This is a genomic window from Streptomyces fuscigenes, from assembly GCF_021556455.1.
Classification (GTDB): Bacteria; Actinomycetota; Actinomycetes; order Streptomycetales; family Streptomycetaceae; genus Streptomyces; species Streptomyces fuscigenes.
In genome coordinates, this window is record NZ_JAKGCV010000003.1 from 1 (window position 1) to 17,212 (window position 17,212).

The window sequence follows — 17,212 nt, forward strand, 5'->3', positions numbered from 1 at the left end:
CACAGGGGCTCCGCGCCGGCCGGCAGCAGCCGCCGCAGCATCTGGTCGGCCGTCCAGCGGACCGTCGCCACCGTCGGGATGCCCAGCCGCTGGTAGACCTCCGCGCGGCGCGGGTCGTAGATGCGGGCGGCCACGTTCTCGATGCCGAACATCTCGCGCGCCACCCGGGCCGCGATGATGTTGGAGTTGTCGCCGCTGCTGACCGCGGCGAACGCCCCGGCCTCCTCGATGCCCGCCTCGCGCAGGGTGTCCTGGTCGAAGCCGACCCCGTTCACCCGCCGGCCGCCGAACCCGGAGCCCAGCCTGCGAAACGCGGTGGGGTCCTGATCGATCACGGCCACCGAGTGGCCCTGCTCCTCCAGGGTCTGCGCGAGCGCGGCGCCCACCCGCCCGCATCCCATGATCACGACATGCACGTGACGTACCCCGCACTCCTGGTCGCCGCACCGATCGCACCGATCTGCGAAAACACCTGTTCACTCATCCTTGTCGACGTGCCGGGCACCTGGGGCCTTGCGACCCGGGACCGCCACGCACGGCGACCCCGGGGGACGAGCTTAATCGGCATACCCCGGCCCGCCGCCATCCCTGCACCGCGTCCGTCCGCCCGATACACGCGGCGTACGCGCGTACGCCGCGACGCCCGGCGGACGCGCACGGACGGGTCGGCCACCGACGGACGGTGACGAACGCCACCGCGCCGTTGAGGCCGCCGCGAGCGCCGGGCACGCGCGCCGACCGCGGGTACCCCGGACGGCCCGCGACACGGGCCCGGCTCCCGGCCACGGCGGCTTCCGGCCACGTCGTACGCGGCACCGAGGCAGCGACAAAAGTGCGACAAGAGGACGTACAAGGACCGCAAGCGTCACTCCCGCAGGCGGTGTGAGCAGGGAAACTGGAGATTTTGGGTACTGGCTGCACACTCAGCTGTTCGAACGCATACCATCCTCCCCGTGTCCAAACTGACCGACGTGCCCAAACGGATCCTCATCGGGCAGGCGCTCCGCAGCGACAAGCTCGGGGAGACGCTGCTCCCCAAGCGCATCGCGCTGCCCGTGTTCGCCTCCGACCCGCTGTCCTCCGTGGCGTACGCGCCTGGCGAGGTACTGATCGTGCTCTCGGTGGCGGGTGTGTCGGCGTACCACTTCTCCATCTGGATCACGATCGCCGTCGCGGTGCTCATGTTCACCGTCGTCGCCTCGTACCGGCAGAACGTGCACGCGTACCCCAGCGGCGGCGGCGACTACGAGGTCGCCACGACCAACCTCGGCCCCAAGGCGGGCCTCACCGTGGCGAGCGCCCTGCTCGTCGACTACGTCATGACGGTCGCGGTCTCGATCTCCTCCGGCGTGGAGAACCTGGGATCCGCGATCCCCTTCGTCGTGCAGCACAAGGTCATCTGCGCGGTCGGCGTCATCGTGGTCCTGACCCTGATGAACCTGCGGGGCGTGCGCGAGTCCGGGAAGCTGTTCGCGATCCCGACGTACGTGTTCGTCGGCGGCGTGTTCGTCATGATCGCCTGGGGCGCCTTCAAGGGCCTCGCACTCGGCGACACCATGCACGCCCCCACCTCCGACCTGCACATCAAACCCGAGCACGCGGGCCTCGCCGGATTCGCGATGATCTTCCTGCTGCTGCGGGCGTTCTCCTCCGGCTGTGCGGCGCTCACCGGCGTCGAGGCCATCAGCAACGGCGTCCCCGCCTTCCGCAAGCCGAAGAGCAAGAACGCGGCCAGCACCCTCGCCCTGATGGGCGGCCTCGCCGTCGTCATGTTCTGCGGGATCATGGCCCTCGCCATCACCACCAAGGTCCGCATGGCGGACAACCCGGCGGTCGACCTGCTGCGGCCCAACGGCCACCCGGTCGGCGGGCACTTCGTCGTCGACCCCGTCATCACGCAGGTGGCGTCGGCGGTCTTCGGCGAGGGCACGTTCCTGTTCGTGGTGCTCGCCGCGGCCACCGCGCTCGTGCTCTTCCTCGCCGCGAACACCGCGTACAACGGCTTCCCGCTCCTCGGCTCGATCCTGGCCCAGGACCGCTACCTGCCCCGCCAGCTGCACACCCGCGGCGACCGCCTCGCGTTCTCCAACGGCATCATCCTGCTGGCCGGCGCGGCCGCGCTGCTCGTCGTGATCTACGGGGCCGACTCGACGCGGCTGATCCAGCTGTACATCGTCGGCGTCTTCGTGTCGTTCACGCTCAGCCAGACCGGCATGGTCCGGCACTGGAACCGGCACCTGCGCACCGAGCGCGACCCCGCCAAGCGGCGCCGCATGATCCGCTCGCGCGCCATCAACGCCTTCGGCGCGTTCCTGACGGGCCTCGTCCTCGTCGTCGTCCTCGCGACCAAGTTCACGCACGGCGCCTGGGTGGCCGTCCTCGGCATGGTCATCTTCTACGGCACGATGACGGCCATCCGGAAGCACTACGACCGCATCGCCGAGGAACTCGCGGCGCCGGACGGGCCCTCCCAGGACACGGTGAAGCCCTCGGGCGTGCACTCCATCGTGCTGGTCTCCAAGCTGCACCGGCCCACCCTGCGCGCCCTCGGCTACGCGAAGCTCATGCGCACCGGCACGCTGGAGGCGCTCAGCATCAGCGTCGACCCGGCGGAGACCAAGGCGCTGAGGCAGGAGTGGGAGCGGCGCAACATCAACGTGCCGCTCAAGATCCTCGACTCGCCCTACCGCGAGATCACGCGCCCGATCATCGAGTACGTCCGCACCCTGCGCACCGAGAACCCGCGCGACGCGATCAGCATCTTCATCCCCGAGTACGTCGTGGGCCACTGGTACGAGCACCTGCTGCACAACCAGAGCGCCCTGCGGCTCAAGGGCAGGCTGCTGTTCATGCCGGGTGTGATGGTCACGTCCGTGCCCTTCCAGCTCGAATCCTCCGAACTGGCCAAGCGCCGGGCGCGCAAGCGCGCCGAGTGGACCGCGCCCGGCTCGGTGCGCCGGGGACCCGTCGACGTGCGCCGTCCCAAGGAGCCGAGCGGCCCGGGCGGAGAGCACACGACCCAGGGCGGCGGCAGCCGGAAGGGCTGAGCGCGGCGGGCGGCGCGCGGGTCCTGGGCGGCGCGCGGGCCCTCGTCGCACGCAAGAGGGGCCGGGGCGGGCCCCAGGAGATCCTGGTACCCACCCCGGCCCCTCCGCCGTCCGCCACGCGGCGACCGGGCCGGCCGGTCACGCCGGCGCCCGTACCGCGCGCGTGCCCGCCACGGGCACCGGGGCCGAGAGCCACGACGGGCCGAGCGCCACGGCGGGCCGGACGCGACGGCGGCCCGAACGCGAAGGCGGGCCCGAGCGTGAAGGCGGGCCTGAACGTGAAGGCGGGCCCGAGCGTGAAGGTGGGCCTGAACGTGAAGGTGGGCCTGAACGTGAAGGCGGGCCAGGAAAAGCGAAACTCCCCCTCGGTCAATTCCCAGGGGGAGCAAGCGCGGTGGTGCTGCTGGTACTTCCGGTACTTCTCGCTCGAACGCTCGAACCGATCACGCGGACCATCCGGCGCGTCAAGTCGTCAGGCACTCACGGCGCGCGTGGCCTTGCCGGCCTTCAGGCAGGAGGTGCAGACGTTCATCTTCTTCGGCGTGCCGTTGATCACGGTGCGCACCGACTGGATGTTCGGGTTGAAGCGACGGGGGCTGCGGCCCTTCACGCGGCGCTTGATGGCCTGGCGACCGAGACGCGAGACGGTCCTGCCGAAAACGGGTGCCTTGTCGCAAAAGTCGCAACGCTGAGACATCGGAATTTTCTCCACGTGTTGGTAGGGGGTGCGATCAAGCCGTTTACGAGCCAGGCACCAAAAGTTTCGCCAAGGTAGTCTACCGTACCAGAGGCAGGCCCCCCGACTCCCGGGCCCATGACCTCAGCTCCCGGTATCGTGCCTGGTCAGACGCCTCAAGTGCGCCGAAGGCGACCCTGGCCCCGGACCCGGCCGCCCTCAGGCTACACGTGCGCGGGGGCCCGGTAGCGGCGGGTACGACCGGAGGGGACGGCCACCGGCCCGGCAGCGCATCCCGACCGTGTCCCGCAAAAAGCGGGGCCTCCGGAAACGGCCCCGGGAATTACCCGAAAACCCGCCGCCCGAATTGACCGGCACCGCATTGCGAAAGGACCGCCCGCGCACAGGCGGGCCCGGACGGCCGCGCGGCTCCGGCACCGGGCGGCGGGACGTAAGCTGGACCGCTGCCCCGCATGCCTCCCGGCCGCATCCTCCCTCCCGAGTCTCTGGAGTCACCCCCTCATGCCAACCGAGTCGAACGCCCCCTCACTGGTCGGCGACGAGTACGAGGTCGAGGTGGGCCCGGTCGCGCACGGCGGCCACTGCGTCGCGAGGACCGAGGAGGGCCGTGTCCTCTTCGTACGGCACGCGCTGCCCGGCGAGCGCGTCGTCGCGCGGATCACGGAGGGCGAGGCGGACTCCCGCTTCCTGCGCGCCGACGCGGTGAAGATCCTCGACGCCTCCAAGGACCGCGTCGAGGCGCCCTGCCCCTACGCGGGCCCCGGCATGTGCGGCGGCTGCGACTGGCAGCACGCGAAGCCCGGGGCGCAGCGCCGCCTCAAGGGCGAAGTGGTCGCAGAACAGCTCCAGCGCCTCGCGGGCCTCACCCCCGAGCAGGCGGGCTGGGACGGCACGGTCGTGCCCGCCCCCGGCGACAAGCTGCCGGCCGGCGAGGTGCCCGCCTGGCGCACCCGCGTCCAGTACGCGATCGACGAGGACGGCCGCGCGGGCCTGCGCAAGCACCGCTCGCACGACGTCCAGCCCGTCGACCACTGCATGATCGCGGCCCCCGGCGTCGACGAACTGGGCGTGGAGGGCCGCGACTGGCCCGGCATCGCGACCGTCGAAGCCATCGCCGCCACCGGCTCCGCCGACCGCCAGGTCGTCCTCACACCCCGCCCCGGCGGCCGCCTCCCGCTCGTCGAACTGGACAAGCCCGTCTCGGTGCTGCGCGTCGAGGAGCGCGACGGGGGAGTGCATCGCGTGCACGGCCGCGACTTCGTCCGCGAGCGGGCCGACGACCGCACCTACCGGGTCGGCGCGGGCGGCTTCTGGCAGGTCCACACCCAGGCGCCGCAGATGCTGGTGGACGCCGTCATGCAGGGCCTGCTGCCCCGCAAGGGCGACACGGCGCTCGACCTCTACTGCGGCGTCGGCCTGTTCGCGGGCGCCATCGCCGAACGCGTCGGCGACACCGGCGCCGTCCTCGGCATCGAGTCCGGCAAGCGCGCGGCCGAGGACGCGGTGCACAACCTGCGCGAGATGCCGCGCGTCCGCATCGAGCACGGCAAGGTCGACCAGGTGCTCCCGCGCACCCGCATCACCGAGACCGACCTCATCGTCCTCGACCCGCCCCGCGCGGGCGCGGGCCGCAAGACCGTCGCCCACCTCACCACGCTCGGCGCCCGCCGCATCGCGTACGTCGCGTGCGACCCGGCGGCCCTGGCCCGTGACCTGGCGTACTTCAAGGAGGGCGGCTACAAGCCGCGCACGCTGCGGGTCTTCGACCTGTTCCCGATGACCCACCATGTGGAGTGCGTGGCGATCCTTGAACCTGTCGCAAAGGGTCGCTGACCTGCGGCTTTGATGGGTGCGCATGATGCGCGCTATGTGCGTTACGGGCGATATCTTGACGCTGAAATGACGCTCTCAGAGGTATCTTGACGCCCGTTTGACGCTCGTTGATCTTGGTAACTGATGGGCCATCAGGTCTTGCTCCTTGCAGGCCGGAGACTGGGTTGAGCGTCCCCTCCGGGGCGGTGCGTGGCAACAACTCCCGATATTTCTGGGGTGACGGCAGCGTCAGACGTGAGTTGAAACCTTCGGGCAGCGCCCGCGAGGAGCTGATCCTCTTGCGCTGCGCGGCGTGTCGGTTGCCCGCCTCGACGGCATGGGTGGTGGCGATGGGCTGGCGCAGGCCCAGGCCGAGCAGCGGGCCGTGTTCGATCACGTAGTGCGGCGCGCCACGGGGATCGATGAGAAGTGGAGGGAGATGGCCGGCGTTGGCCACGTGCACGCGGGCGTTGCCGGGTTCGACGAGGGCGATGCAGACGGTGGCGGTCCATCCGGGCTGGTGCAGGCCCAGGAGGTGGTCGAGGTGTTGCAGCAGGATGTGCGGTGGATGGTTCTGTGCGGCGTAGGCGCGCAGAGCGTGGCGGAGTTCGCCCATGACCCTGGCGGTTTCAGGGAGTGGCCGACCACGTCACCGACGGCCAGAAGGAGCCCTTGGCGGGTGTCGATGGCCTCGTAGAAGTCGCCGCCGATCTCCGCCGTCGCGGCCGCGGGCAGGTAGCGCAAGGAGAGTTCGACGCCCAACGCATCAGGAAGGGTGGCGGGCAGGAAGGTGCGTTGCAGGGTCAGGGCGAGTTCGTGTTCCTGCCCGAAGCGTTCTACGACATCTTCGTGCTCGACGCTGAGTTCGGCGTACATGGCCATGACGCCGGCATTGGTCTCCGTCAGTTCCTCGTTCAGTCGTTCGAGTTCGTCGCGTTGGGCGTGGGCTTCTTGGAGCGAGGCGATCAGGTCGCGGGTCTGTGCCTGCAAGTCGTCGATCGCGCTGGTCGGACTGGCGGATTCGAGGAGTGCACGGACCGTTTCGGCTTTCAGGTCTTGGGCGGCGAGTGGGGGAATCGGGCAGACGATCTCGATCAGGCCGCCGGTGTGCTGCGCGGGGCGGACGGCGGCCGTCTCGTATCGGGTTTGCGGCAGCAGCCGGCTGACGGCCGTGAGCGACTCGGAGCTGGGAGCCCGGTCATCGTCCCAGCGCAGCACCGCGTGGAGCGCGGCGGGTTCCTGGGCCAGGCTGAAGATCGCGGTCATCACCTCCGGGCGCAGCAGGTCGCGGCCCAGTTCGCTCAGAGCGGTGGCCAGGCGTACGTGGTCCCGACCCTCCAGGCCAACCGCGTCGGCGACGGTCTTGGCGTGCCGGCGAAGGGCGAACACATCGCTCTCGGCCCGGACAGGAGTGACCAGCACGGGAGAGCGGACGCCGGGATCGGGGGCGGGCGTGATCACTGTGCCGACTGGGCGACCACCGCGCTGGCGTCGTCACGACGGGTCGCGGCCCGGCGCATCAGGCCCGTGGCGATCACCGCGGGCGGGTGGTGCAGCAGGCCGGCGAGGTCGGTGGCGCTCCAGCGATCAGTCAGCCCGTCGGAGTGCATCACCAGCATGCCGCAGGTCGGCAGACGGTATTCGTGGGCGAGGGTGGTGGCCAAGCGGCAGGAGCGGCAGAGGGTAATGGCGGCCTTGAGTTCCCTCCAGGCATGCGGGGCGCCGGCGCTCGGCGGCACGGCCGCGCTCGTCACGATGCCCGCCCGGTGGGGCCTCTTCAACCAGTATGCGTAGCGCTGGACGATCCCTGCTGTCGACCATCGGCGGACGGTCGCAGAAACCGAGGACAGCCGGCAGTGGCAACCGGACGCGCTGTGGACACGCTAGAGGCGTCTGGAGCAGCAGGACCGTCGGGCCTGTCGCTGACGTGGTCGCGGTGGCGGACCCTCCCGCTGCTCCAGCTCCGAGCGGGTCGACGGACCTCGTCGCGGCACAGCCGCGCGTCCCCGGTAAGGGTCTGTTCCAAGTGGCCTGCGCTTGGCGGCAGTCGTCGAATAGCGCCAGCACCTCAAGATTGCCATATAGGTTCGATTTTCGTTTCGGTCAGCCCCGCCATGCGAGTGGCGCCATCAGGGTGGCGGGGTGGCATTCCAGGGCGTCGGTTTCACTTGCGGGGGCGACGAGTGAGATGTGGATCGCGAACGTGGCGTCGCTCCTGGCACAGCCCGTCTCTGGGCAGCCGACCTGCGCGACGCCGGCCCGTGGTCACCACCGGTGGACAGGCCGGGAAGCTGTGAAACCGACGGCCCGCAGGGCCCAGCCAGCGTCTGACTGCCACTGCACGACCATCGCGCAGGGGAGTGTTGCGAGCCGACGAAGATGCACTGTCGTGTGAGGTGGAGGAGGGTTGGAGGGGAGGCCGTCGTCGTGCGACTGGCTGCTGTCTCTGGCGCGTAGGTGACCTTCGTGCGTGGAGATTACGCGGCCGTCAGGCCCGGGTCCCCTGAGTCAAGAGAAGAGCCGGGGACGCAAGCAGTGCACTCTCCCACAGGGGTCATGACTATGGATAGCAATAAGACAACGCTCGCCGCCGCCATATTGGTCGCTTATCTTGCCGGCCGGACGAAGCAGGGGAAGCTGCTCCTGGGTGCTCTCTCCGCCGTAGTCGGCCGAGGAATGGATCCCGCTGCCCTTATCGGTCAAGGGGTCAGCAAACTTGAGCAGAACCCGCTGGTTGCCGAGCTCAGTGAAAAGATTCGCGGGGAGCTGCTCGATGCAGGGCGTGCGGCTGTTTCGGCTGCGACCAGCCGAGGTGTCTCTTCCCTCACTGACACCCTCCAGCGTCGGACGGGCTCGCTCCTTGACAGCGACGAGGAGGAAGAGGAAAACGGCACGTCCGACGAGGACGCGACGGACGAGGTAGAGGACGAGACATACAAGGAGCAGGAAGAAGATCTGCACGAGGAGCCCGACGAGGAAGAGGAGCCGGCCGACGAGGAAGAGGGACCGGACGACGAGGAAGAGGAGCCGGAAGAGGCCGAGGCGCCTGAGCCTGCCAGCTCCTCAGGTCATCGTGCCGCTCGTAGGGCCGAGAAGCCCACCGACCGCAAAGCGGGTCCGAAGAATCCTCCTGCCAAGCGGGCGATGGCCAGGAAGGCGGCGCAACGCAAGCCGGGTCCGAAAAACCCTCCCGCCAAAAAGGCGATGGCCAGGAAGGCGGCGGACAGCGAAGTCGCTGAGCGGAAGGCGGCCGGTCGACGAAGCGGGCAGAGGTAGTCTGCCAACGCCGGGACCATCCACTATTCGTTGACTGGCGGATTCTCGCCGGTCCGGGTACGACGCTGGATCGTAGGGGGAGCGGGTACGGTGCGGTTCCGAAGTCTTCGCGGAGGCATCAGGGCCCGCGAACAGGCAAGTTGTGCGAGCTGGGCCGCGACGTTCGCGGCCCAGGGATAGCAATGACCGTGCTGGGACACGACCACGCCGTGACGTCACCGGCTCCCTCTGTTCGATGCACCGGGCGGCGTGGGCGTGCCGTCAGCTACGCCGCACCGCTCCGCGTCCCGTCCGGACCGGGTAGGTATCGGAGCGGCAGGACGTCCCCTGCCGCGCCCGCTGGGGCATGAGGCGGGCTCGCGTCCGTGTTCACCACGTTCCTTGGGCAACGACGACCGAAGCGTCGTCGTGGTATTTGCCGGCCCCGCGCAGGAGGTGAGCTGCGATCAGGGCCGGGGAATCAGGGTCCCGGCAAAGTGAAGTTTCCCCGTGATCTCGGACATGTGATCGTTATGCCGCGAGGGTGTGCTGGTGCCGCTGTCTGGTCTCGGCCGGTGTGAGGTAGCCGAACGTGCGGTGTTTGCCTAGGCGGCGGCGGTTGTAGAAGGTCTCGATGAAGGAGAAGACCTCGGTGCGGGCGGTGGCCCGGTCGGGCCAGATGCGGGTGCCGATCTCTTCTTTGAGCAGGGCCCAGAAGCTTTCCGCGGTGGCGTTGTCGAAGCATGATCCGGTGCGTCCGCAGCTCTGCCGCAACCCCAACTCGCTTATTCAGTTGCGGAATTGGGCCGAGGTGTATTCGCTGCCGCGATCGCTGTGTATCACGCAGCCGGGCTCGAGTCCGCCCCGGCCGTGGGCCATGTCGAGAGGGTCGACGACGAGATCGGCACGGTGGTGGTCGGCCATGGCGTAGCCGACGATCTCGCGGGTGGCCAGGTCCAGCCAGCAGGCGAGGTAGAGCCAGCCCCCGGCGGTGGGCAGGTAAGTGATGTCGCCGACCAGCGTGGAAGTCGCGGCCGACCAGGTCCGGGGCCGGCTTGGCCTTCGCGTCCGGCCGGGTCAGCGAATGCCTCTTGCGTCGGGTGACGCCGCGGATGTCGCGCTCGCGCATCACGCGGGCGACGCGTTTGCGGTTCACCCGTCGGCCCAGGCGCCGCAGCTCGGCATGGATGCGCGGGAGGCCGTAGGTGTGTCGGGAGGCGATGTGCACCACGGTGATCTCGTGCGCGAGCGCGTCGTCGGCCGCCTGCCGGGCACGACGAGCGGCCTCGCCCTCGCACCAGGCGTAGTAGGAGGAGCGGGCGACCTTCAGCACCCGGCACGGCAGGACGATCGGGTACGTCGCCTTCTCCGCGTGGATCAACCGGTACAGCTCGCTCACCGGTCGTTCTCCTTCACGAAGAAGGCCGTCGCTTTTTTCAGGATCTCGATCGTCTGGTGCTGTTCGCGGACCTCCTTGCGCAGCCGCTTGAGCTCCTGGCGCTCAGCGCTGGTCAGCTCACCGGAGCCGCCCTCACCCCGGTCTGCCTTGGCCTTGCGGTACCAGCCGCGCAGAGACTCGGAGCTGATGCCGAGTTCCCGGGCGACCGCGGTGACCGTCTTGCCCGAGGAGTCGACGAGCGCGATCGCGTCCCGCCTGAACTCCTCGGTGTACCGCTTCGTGTACTTGCTTCCCACCTGGCGCTACTTCCTCTGGAACCTCAAGATCCCAGTCTCCAGGTGTCCACGATCAAGGGGAAGCTTCAGTCGTGGTGCAATGGACCTCTGGGACAGAGCCAGAGATTCGAGCGGTGAGGGGTTGTTGTGACCGCAGCAGGGCCGGATGGTCGACGGGCTCCTCGCCCTGGCGGGAAGGGGAGTCGCTCCAGCAAGGCGATAACCCTGGCGGAGACGCTGGAAGCGGCCGAGACCGCGCCTCCTGTTGAGTCGGTGGACGTGGTCGCGCGCATGCTCAGGGAGCAGCTTGGGGCAGCCTCCGTTTCGTTCCTGATCACCGACTTCACCGGTAGCTCTGTCGTACGGCTGGGGGTTACGGGCAGCGTGGAGACCGGCGAACCTGCCCGGCGTATCTCGCTGCGGGGCACCCTGTACGACGACGTCATCCGCACGCAGCGCCCGAGCGTGGAGGACAAGGGCGGGGGCGAGCTGGTGCGGATCGTCGTCCCCGTGACCAACCGCGGGGACGCCATCGGGCTCATCGAACTATTCCTCCCCTCGGCGCCGGACCCGCAGGCCATGCAGGAAATCGGCCAGACCGCACACGCCCTGGCCTACATCGTCATTGCGAACCGGCCCTTCACCGACCTCTACCAGTGGGGCCGGCGCACCCTCCCACTGAGCCTTGCCGCGGAGATCCAGCACCGCCTGCTCCCGACGTCGCTGGCGTGCGAGGCGGCACAGTTCGCGGTCGCCGGCGCCTTGGAGCCCGCTGACCACGTCGGGGGTGACACCTTCGACTACGTGATCGACCGGGAGACCGTCCAGCTCTCCGTTACGGACGCCATGGGTCACGACGTCGACGCGGCGCTGCTGGCCACTCTCGTGGTGGGCGCCCTGCGCCGGGCGTGACGGGCCGGTGCCAGCCTCGACGAACAGGCCCGCCAAGCCGACCAGGCCATGCGGGATCACGGTCGCCGGGGCTACGTCACCGGCCAGCTGCTACGCATCAGCCTGCGCGACGGTGAGAGCGAATTCATCAACGCCGGGCATCCCTGGCCACTGCGGATGCGGGACGGGCAGGTGCAGCAGATCACCCCGAAGGTGGATCGGCCGTTCGGCGTCCAGGCTCCGGACATCAACACCTACCGGATCCAGTCGCTGGACCTGCAACCGGGGGACCGGTTGGTGATGCTGACCGACGGCATGCTGGAGCGCAACGCCAGCAGCCTTGACCTGCCGGACCTGATCGTGCGCACCCGCGCGCTGCATCCCCGCGAGGCGGCCCGCGCCCTCATCGGGGCTATCGTCGACGCCAATCAGGGCCACCTGCAGGACGACGCCACAGTCATGTGCCTGGACTGGCACGGCGTCGCGCACTCCTGGCGCGATGCAGCCACCGGCGCCGACCTCACCGACGCCTCGCAACCGTCAAAGACGCAACGGGCCACTCTCGGACGATGACACTGAGGGGGCCAGCCCCTGGGGTAGGCCCGTCGTCCGGTACGCGACGTGACCGCGTCATGTCCCTGGCCCCACTGGTTCCATACGAGAGTGCTGTGGCACGCAGAAGCGCGAAGCGGCCTTGGTCTTCGCCAGCGGCCGATCTGCCATCCTCGACGATGCCCCGTAGCTGCAGATACTTGCCTCTCATATTGGTCTGCGCAGGCACGATGGCCCGAAGGCCGCTGGACCGACCCGTGCAGCGTCGACACCGCTCCTCGGCGAGGATGTGCCCGTCACAGACAAAGGAGTGCAACATCTCCGTTCTCAGAGGATCCAGCGTCTTGTGTGTCCAACATCAGGGGTCAAGGCCCCTCCCGGCGCTGTGCCCCTCGCCGGTTAGCACGGTTGCCGCCTTGGGCCCGATAGGAGCCGCAGGTGGACGACTTCGAGGGTGTGCCGCGCAACGACTACGCGGCGGCCAGGACGCCTCGGTTGCCTCGCTTCGACGGATGGCTGCGGTGACCGGCGACATGATCAGATGGTTGCCGTGATACATCTCCTCCCCTGGCCGAAGATCCTTTCAGCGGCAGCGAGCCGCCGGGCGCTCAGGGTCTCGATCTGGTCGCGCGCCCGTTGCAGCAGACCGTTCAACTCGGCGGTGTCCAGGCGGCTGTCGCCGGGGGCGATCGTGAGCAGCGTGCGCCAGACGAGCGACTTGCCCTCGACGCCGAGGCGGAGTGTCTCCAGCTCGATGACGAAACTCAGCCCCGAGCGACGGTAGATGACTCCGTTCGGCTTCAGGCGGCTGAGTTTCTCCGCCGCCATGCCTCCGTAAATCTTGTAGCCGCGCACGGGGACGTCAAGCCTCTCCATGATGCGGAGCAGTGACTGCCGGTCCTGCGCGACCTCCTCGGCGATGCGCTCCAGGTCCCCGCCGCCGGGCGAGCCGCGGTGCTGCCGAGCGATACGCCGCGCGAGCGCCGTCCCGTACGTGGCGCCGGCCAGGTGGTCGTTGAGATAGATCCCGAGAACGTCTTGCCGCATGCCGTGTCCTTTCCCCGCGCTCCCCGCACCGGCCGGCCTCCGCCGCCACGTCTCAGCGGGCTGCCGCCTTCTCGCCCTCGTCCTCGTCCTCGTCGTCTTCGTTGTCGGTGTCTTCCTCGTACTCTTCGTCTTCGTCGCGGTAGTCGTCGTCCGCGCCGTCTTCGTCCTCGGAGTCCTCGTCGTCCGCCGACTCGGCGTCGCGCACCTCTTCGTCCGTGCGCACGACCTCGCCGTCCCGGATCTCACCGCGCCAGCCCTCGGGCTCCTCGTCGGTGAGGGTGACGTAGCGCTGGAAGTGCTTGAGGTCCAGCCGCATCCTGCGGCCCTGGGCACGCCACAGGTTGCCCGTCTTCTCGAAGAAGCCGGACGGGTAGTACTCGATGACCGTGACGACCCGCGTGAGGGACGGGGCGAGTTCGTGGAAGCTCACGGCACCGTTCGTGGATCCCTTGGAACCCTCCGACCGCCACACGATCCGGTCGTCGGGTACCTGCTCCTGGACGGTGGCCTCGAAGCTGCGGTTCGAAAAGGCGATCTTCACCTTCCACTTGCTGGTGACGTCGTCGTCCCTGTCGACGCTCTGCACTCCCTTGGCGAAGTCACCGAACTCCTCGTACTGCGTCCAGAAGTCGTACACCGTCCGCAGCGGGACTCCGATGTCCATGACCTCGATGACACTGGTGACCTTCGTGTTACCAGCCTTGCCCTCGCTGCCCGAACCCGTCAGTCCCTGGGCCGCGTCCGTCACCTTGTCCGTGACGTCCTTCACCTTTCCGACGGCGAAGTCCTTCGCGGCGTCCTTCGCCATTCCCTTGGCCGCGTCCTTCACCTTTCCCGTGACGGCGTCCTTGGCTATTCCCTTGAGGAAGTCCTTCGCCTTGCCCGCCGCGAGCCCTTTCAGTGACGCCTCGTGCAGTCCGACCAGGGTGGCGACCGTGGACACTTCTCCGATACCTGCGGTCGGCCCGGGGGCGGCAAGCCGGCCGTCGTTCTCCGCCACCTCCGTCAGACGGCCGGTGACCCGGGTCACCGTTCCGCTCGCGCCCTCCGCGAGTCGGCCGACGGCGGAATCGAAGGCCCGCGATCCCTCCTCCCGGAGAAGGCGCACCGCCAACTCGCCCATGACCGAGGGATTCTGCCCTGTGCCTGTCATTGCCGACCATCTCCGCTGCGCGTTTATCCCTGCCAGACAGATATGTGGTGGCACTGTTCGTGCACCGCACGCACAGTGTGCCGCGTCATTCCTGCGCTACGGCGCGTCGAGTGCCCCCCTCTCCACTTCAGTGTGCGCGGGCCCGGTGCGTCCTGCATGTCGTCGGTGGGTGACGGCGCCATCACTCGGACAGTGGCACGCGCTGGGGGCAGCGCCGAGGTACGGGGGCCGGTGGCCGACGGGCAGGTCAGACGGTGGGGGTTCGGCTCGTCCGGCTCTGTGTGATGCGTCCATCACATACGCGGGGACGGGCGCGTGTTCCGGACCCGCGCGCAGGTCCGTTCGTCACCGGCCCGAGGCCGGGGGCGGTGGAGTGCCGCTTGGGGGCCCGGGAGTGTCACCCGCGATGCCGGCCCGCGAGCTTCGCCGCGGCGGCTACGGGTGCGGGATGTCGTCGGTGTCGAGTGTCTGGTCGATGATGCCGCGGGCGCAGTCGGAGACTCGGAGCTGGTGGGTCCGGGCGTAGGAGCGCAGGGCGCGGAAGGCGGTGTCGGGCGTGCTGTTCCAGCGTTCCGCGAGGATCCCCTTGGCCTGTTCGATGGTGATGCGGCTGGTCAGGGCGTACTGGAGTTGGGCCTTTTCCTGCTGTTCCCGGCCGATGTCACGCTGTTGCAGAAGCGCGATGGTTGCCACGTCGGCCAGGGCCTGTGCGAGGGAGGCGTCCTGCGATGTGAGGCTCTGCGAACCGTGGTGGAAGAGGTTGAGGGCTCCGACGGCACGGTCCCGTAGGCGCAGGGGGAAGACGTGGCTGGTGTGCAGGCCGCTGCGCCGCGCCTGCGCTGCGAAGGCGGGCCAAGCGCTGACCGCGGCGCTGTTGCCGAGGTCGATGTTGGTGCGTGCCCTGCCACTGCTGTAGCACTCCAGGCACGGGCCTTGGTCGTGCTGCAGGGCGAAGAGCTCCAGCATCTCGGTGGTCTCGTCGGAGGCCGCGACGGTCTGCAGTATGTCCCGCTCGTCGGCGAGGAGGATGCCGGCTGCGGACACGTCGAGAAGCATGACGCAGTGGCCGCACAGTTGCTGCAGGAATTCGATGAGGTCGAAGTCGTCGATCAGGGAGTCCGCGACCTGCACGAAGACTGCCGACACTTGCTGCTCGCGGGACATCGTAGTCATCCCCTTGTCTCCTCGGGTGGGTCCGGGTCCGGATCGGAATCGTCTTCGTCCAGCCGCAGTCGTCGGGACACGATGTCCTGGGCGACGTCGATGATGGACCTGCCGTGACTGTAGGTGTACGCGCGCAGCGTCAACAGTGCCCGGGCGAGGGATACGCCGAGCTGGACGCTGAGCATGCCAGTGGCCTGGTGGACGACCTCCCGGTGAAGCCCCCGGTTCAAGGGTGCCGACACTGCCACCCACGCATCGACCCGGTCCTCGTCGGCGGCGAGGAAGTGCAGTGTGAGGCCGCCGACGAGGGCGAGGACGTCGTCCATTTCCTGGCCGGTCATGGGCCTTGCGGTGGAACGCAGTGCGGTCAGGACACCGAGGGTGATGCCGCCCAGGGCCAGCGGGAGGCAGAACAGGGCAGCGATGGGAAGATGGGCCATGGCGGGAAGGAGCGCCGGCCACCGATCGGCCGCCACCTTGGACATATCGTGTTCCAGGATCATCCGTCCAGTGCGCAGCACGTCCAGCCCTGGGCCCTCACCCAGGGTGAACTGCAAGTCCTCGAAGGATGAACCCGTCGCACCCGAGGACCACAGCTGCTCCGTGATCTGACCATCGACCGCCAAGGACACGACCACGTGATCCACGCCCAGTACTGCGGCACAGCAGTCGGGAAGCGCTCCGGATTCGCCGTGCAGGAGCCGGAGGATCTCGGTCATCTCGGCACTGAGCACGGACCGCCGCCTCTCATCGTGCTTCCACCCTACGGGAAGGATCATTGACCGCGGAACGTAGCCGTACGTGCGCGCAACGGCGCGGTCCGAAGCGGAGCACGACGGTGCCCGTGACCGGACCCCCGCGCCGGTCATGGCACCGTCACCCTCTCTCTGACATCCCGGCCTCCCGAGGCCGCGCATGCGCTCTTCAGTAGTCGGTGAGCATGCCGGCGCGCAGCCCGTCGAGGATGTCCCGCAGCAGACGCGAGACGTGCATCTGTGAGATACCGAGTTGTGCGCCTATCTCTGACTGTGTCATCTCGTCGCCGAAGCGGAGCTGCACCATGCGGCGCTGCCTGGCGTCGAGCCGGCCCAGGAGCGGAGCGAGGACGTGGAGATCCTCGACGAGTTCCATGGCCGACTCGCGCCGGCCGATGCTCTCGCCGAAGGCGCGAGCATGTTTGCGGACCGGACCGGTGCCGCTGTCCTTCTCCAGCGGTGCGTCGAGTGACTGGGCGACGTAACCGTTGGCGGCCTTCAACCCCTCGGTCACCTCTTTCGTACTGAGATAGAGGTGCTCCGCGAACTCCTGCACGGTGGGACGCCTGCCAAAGCGCTCCATCAGCTCGTCGGCAGCCTTGGCGAGGTCTATGCGGAACTGCTGGAGAGACCGCGGGACGTGGACGGCCCACGTCGAGTCCCGGAAGTACCGCTTGATCTCACCCGCGATGTACGGGACGGCGAGCGAGCTGAAATCGATGCCGCGGCTGAGGTCGAAGCGGTCGATCGCCTTGATCAGCCCGACCTGGCCGACCTGCACGATGTCCTCCATCTCGCCACTGCCCCTGTTGCGGAACCGGCCGGCGACGAACTTCACGAGGGAGTCGTTCATCTCGATCAGTGTGTTGCGCGTGTACTGGTACTCCGGCGTGCCCTCCTCCAGCACCGCGAGCCGCTCGAAGAAGATCGGCGTCAACTCACGTGCGTCCTGCGGCGGGACCCTCATGGGATCCTTGATCCAGGGCAGAGGATCCGTGGAGCGGGCCGCCGATTCACGTCGGGAGAGGGCGATCGCAGGTGTATCCGACGACTTTGCGTGGCGCGCTGAGGCCGTCACTGGGCATCTCCTTGCGCGGTGGGGGTGAGGGTGAAGTGCTGTCCTGCGTGTGCTCGGTTAAGGAGGGACCGCAGTCTGAGGGCGGCG

General features: G+C 68.7%; 15 protein-coding genes and 2 pseudogenes. 5 read left to right on the forward strand and 12 right to left on the reverse strand.

Features of this window, described 5'->3' with window-relative positions; all coding sequences use genetic code 11:
• Positions 1 to 416: potassium channel family protein (locus L1885_RS00715; protein WP_235794930.1), on the reverse strand; the 416-nt coding region annotated here is incomplete at its 3' end.
• Between the two features lie 537 nt (positions 417 to 953).
• Here L1885_RS00715 and L1885_RS00720 point away from each other — a divergent pair.
• Positions 954 to 3,047: an APC family permease gene (locus tag L1885_RS00720; protein ID WP_235794931.1), complete on the forward strand. Its 2,094-nt coding sequence runs from the start codon at positions 954 to 956 to the stop codon at positions 3,045 to 3,047.
• A gap of 472 nt (positions 3,048 to 3,519) precedes the next feature.
• Here the strand turns inward: L1885_RS00720 and rpmB are convergent, their stop codons facing one another.
• Positions 3,520 to 3,744 carry a 50S ribosomal protein L28 gene (gene rpmB / locus L1885_RS00725; RefSeq protein WP_235794932.1) on the reverse strand — a complete coding sequence of 75 codons (225 nt, stop codon included), beginning with the start codon at positions 3,742 to 3,744 and terminating at the stop codon, positions 3,520 to 3,522.
• A 501-nt stretch (positions 3,745 to 4,245) separates the two neighbouring features.
• Here rpmB and L1885_RS00730 point away from each other — a divergent pair.
• Positions 4,246 to 5,577, forward strand: a complete 1,332-nt coding sequence (locus tag L1885_RS00730) for a class I SAM-dependent RNA methyltransferase (protein WP_235794933.1) — start codon at positions 4,246 to 4,248, stop codon at positions 5,575 to 5,577.
• Here L1885_RS00730 and L1885_RS29315 read toward each other — a convergent pair.
• Positions 5,468 to 6,172 carry a PP2C family protein-serine/threonine phosphatase gene (locus L1885_RS29315; protein WP_372481833.1) on the reverse strand — a complete coding sequence of 235 codons (705 nt, stop codon included), beginning with the start codon at positions 6,170 to 6,172 and terminating at the stop codon, positions 5,468 to 5,470. The genes L1885_RS00730 and L1885_RS29315 overlap by 110 nt on opposite strands.
• Positions 6,173 to 6,192: 20 nt before the next feature.
• On the opposite strand from L1885_RS29315, the gene L1885_RS29320 reads away from it, so the two are divergent.
• Positions 6,193 to 7,350, forward strand: a complete 1,158-nt coding sequence (locus L1885_RS29320; RefSeq protein WP_372481834.1) for a hypothetical protein — start codon at positions 6,193 to 6,195, stop codon at positions 7,348 to 7,350.
• Positions 7,351 to 8,118: 768 nt separating this feature from the next.
• Positions 8,119 to 8,832, forward strand: a complete 714-nt coding sequence (locus L1885_RS00745; protein WP_235794935.1) for a histone protein — start codon at positions 8,119 to 8,121, stop codon at positions 8,830 to 8,832.
• Between the two features lie 510 nt (positions 8,833 to 9,342).
• Here L1885_RS00745 and L1885_RS00750 read toward each other — a convergent pair.
• From L1885_RS00750 to L1885_RS00760, 4 genes and pseudogenes are all read right to left on the reverse strand, one after another.
• A complete protein-coding gene (locus tag L1885_RS00750; protein ID WP_235794936.1) occupies positions 9,343 to 9,585 on the reverse strand; it encodes an integrase core domain-containing protein in 243 nt (80 codons plus the stop codon).
• 15 nt (positions 9,586 to 9,600) lie between these two features.
• Complete coding sequence (locus L1885_RS00755; RefSeq protein WP_268983438.1) at positions 9,601 to 9,831, reverse strand: DDE-type integrase/transposase/recombinase; 231 nt, start codon at positions 9,829 to 9,831, stop codon at positions 9,601 to 9,603.
• 79 nt (positions 9,832 to 9,910) lie between these two features.
• Positions 9,911 to 10,210: pseudogene (locus tag L1885_RS29325) on the reverse strand (IS3 family transposase); the annotation flags it as partial.
• Positions 10,207 to 10,506, reverse strand: a complete 300-nt coding sequence (locus L1885_RS00760; protein WP_235794937.1) for a transposase — start codon at positions 10,504 to 10,506, stop codon at positions 10,207 to 10,209. The gene L1885_RS00760 and the pseudogene L1885_RS29325, both read right to left, overlap by 4 nt.
• Positions 10,507 to 10,704: 198 nt before the next feature.
• Here L1885_RS00760 and L1885_RS00765 point away from each other — a divergent pair.
• Positions 10,705 to 11,949: pseudogene (locus L1885_RS00765) on the forward strand (PP2C family protein-serine/threonine phosphatase).
• A 516-nt stretch (positions 11,950 to 12,465) separates the two neighbouring features.
• On the opposite strand, the gene L1885_RS00770 reads toward L1885_RS00765, so the two are convergent.
• The 5 genes from L1885_RS00770 to L1885_RS00790 form a co-directional block, all read right to left on the reverse strand.
• Entirely contained in the window at positions 12,466 to 12,975 is a 510-nt protein-coding gene (locus L1885_RS00770; protein WP_235794938.1) for a hypothetical protein, read from the reverse strand.
• A 52-nt stretch (positions 12,976 to 13,027) separates the two neighbouring features.
• Positions 13,028 to 14,128: an SRPBCC family protein gene (locus tag L1885_RS00775; protein ID WP_235794939.1), complete on the reverse strand. Its 1,101-nt coding sequence runs from the start codon at positions 14,126 to 14,128 to the stop codon at positions 13,028 to 13,030.
• Positions 14,129 to 14,563: 435 nt separating this feature from the next.
• Positions 14,564 to 15,301 carry a GAF and ANTAR domain-containing protein gene (locus tag L1885_RS00780; protein WP_235794940.1) on the reverse strand — a complete coding sequence of 246 codons (738 nt, stop codon included), beginning with the start codon at positions 15,299 to 15,301 and terminating at the stop codon, positions 14,564 to 14,566.
• Positions 15,298 to 16,011 (reverse strand): GAF and ANTAR domain-containing protein, encoded by a 714-nt coding sequence (locus tag L1885_RS00785; protein WP_235794941.1) that lies wholly within the window; start codon positions 16,009 to 16,011, stop codon positions 15,298 to 15,300. The genes L1885_RS00780 and L1885_RS00785 overlap by 4 nt, the downstream gene beginning before the upstream one ends.
• Before the next feature lie 205 nt (positions 16,012 to 16,216).
• Positions 16,217 to 17,014 carry a SigB/SigF/SigG family RNA polymerase sigma factor gene (locus tag L1885_RS00790; protein WP_235794942.1) on the reverse strand — a complete coding sequence of 266 codons (798 nt, stop codon included), beginning with the start codon at positions 17,012 to 17,014 and terminating at the stop codon, positions 16,217 to 16,219.
• Positions 17,015 to 17,212 lie beyond the last annotated feature (198 nt).

Bases quoted from the DNA above. Each gene is read 5' to 3' on its own strand.
- rpmB (WP_235794932.1), bottom strand. From the start codon at position 3,744: ATGTCTCAGCGTTGCGACTTTTGCGACAAGGCACCCGTTTTCGGCAGG.
- L1885_RS00730 (WP_235794933.1), top strand. From the start codon at position 4,246: ATGCCAACCGAGTCGAACGCCCCCTCACTGGTCGGCGACGAGTACGAG.
- L1885_RS29315 (WP_372481833.1), bottom strand. From the start codon at position 6,172: ATGGGCGAACTCCGCCACGCTCTGCGCGCCTACGCCGCACAGAACCAT.
- L1885_RS00745 (WP_235794935.1), top strand. From the start codon at position 8,119: ATGGATAGCAATAAGACAACGCTCGCCGCCGCCATATTGGTCGCTTAT.
- L1885_RS00770 (WP_235794938.1), bottom strand. From the start codon at position 12,975: ATGCGGCAAGACGTTCTCGGGATCTATCTCAACGACCACCTGGCCGGC.
- L1885_RS00775 (WP_235794939.1), bottom strand. From the start codon at position 14,128: ATGACAGGCACAGGGCAGAATCCCTCGGTCATGGGCGAGTTGGCGGTG.
- L1885_RS00780 (WP_235794940.1), bottom strand. From the start codon at position 15,301: ATGACTACGATGTCCCGCGAGCAGCAAGTGTCGGCAGTCTTCGTGCAG.
- L1885_RS00785 (WP_235794941.1), bottom strand. From the start codon at position 16,011: ATGACCGAGATCCTCCGGCTCCTGCACGGCGAATCCGGAGCGCTTCCC.
- L1885_RS00790 (WP_235794942.1), bottom strand. From the start codon at position 17,014: ATGAGGGTCCCGCCGCAGGACGCACGTGAGTTGACGCCGATCTTCTTC.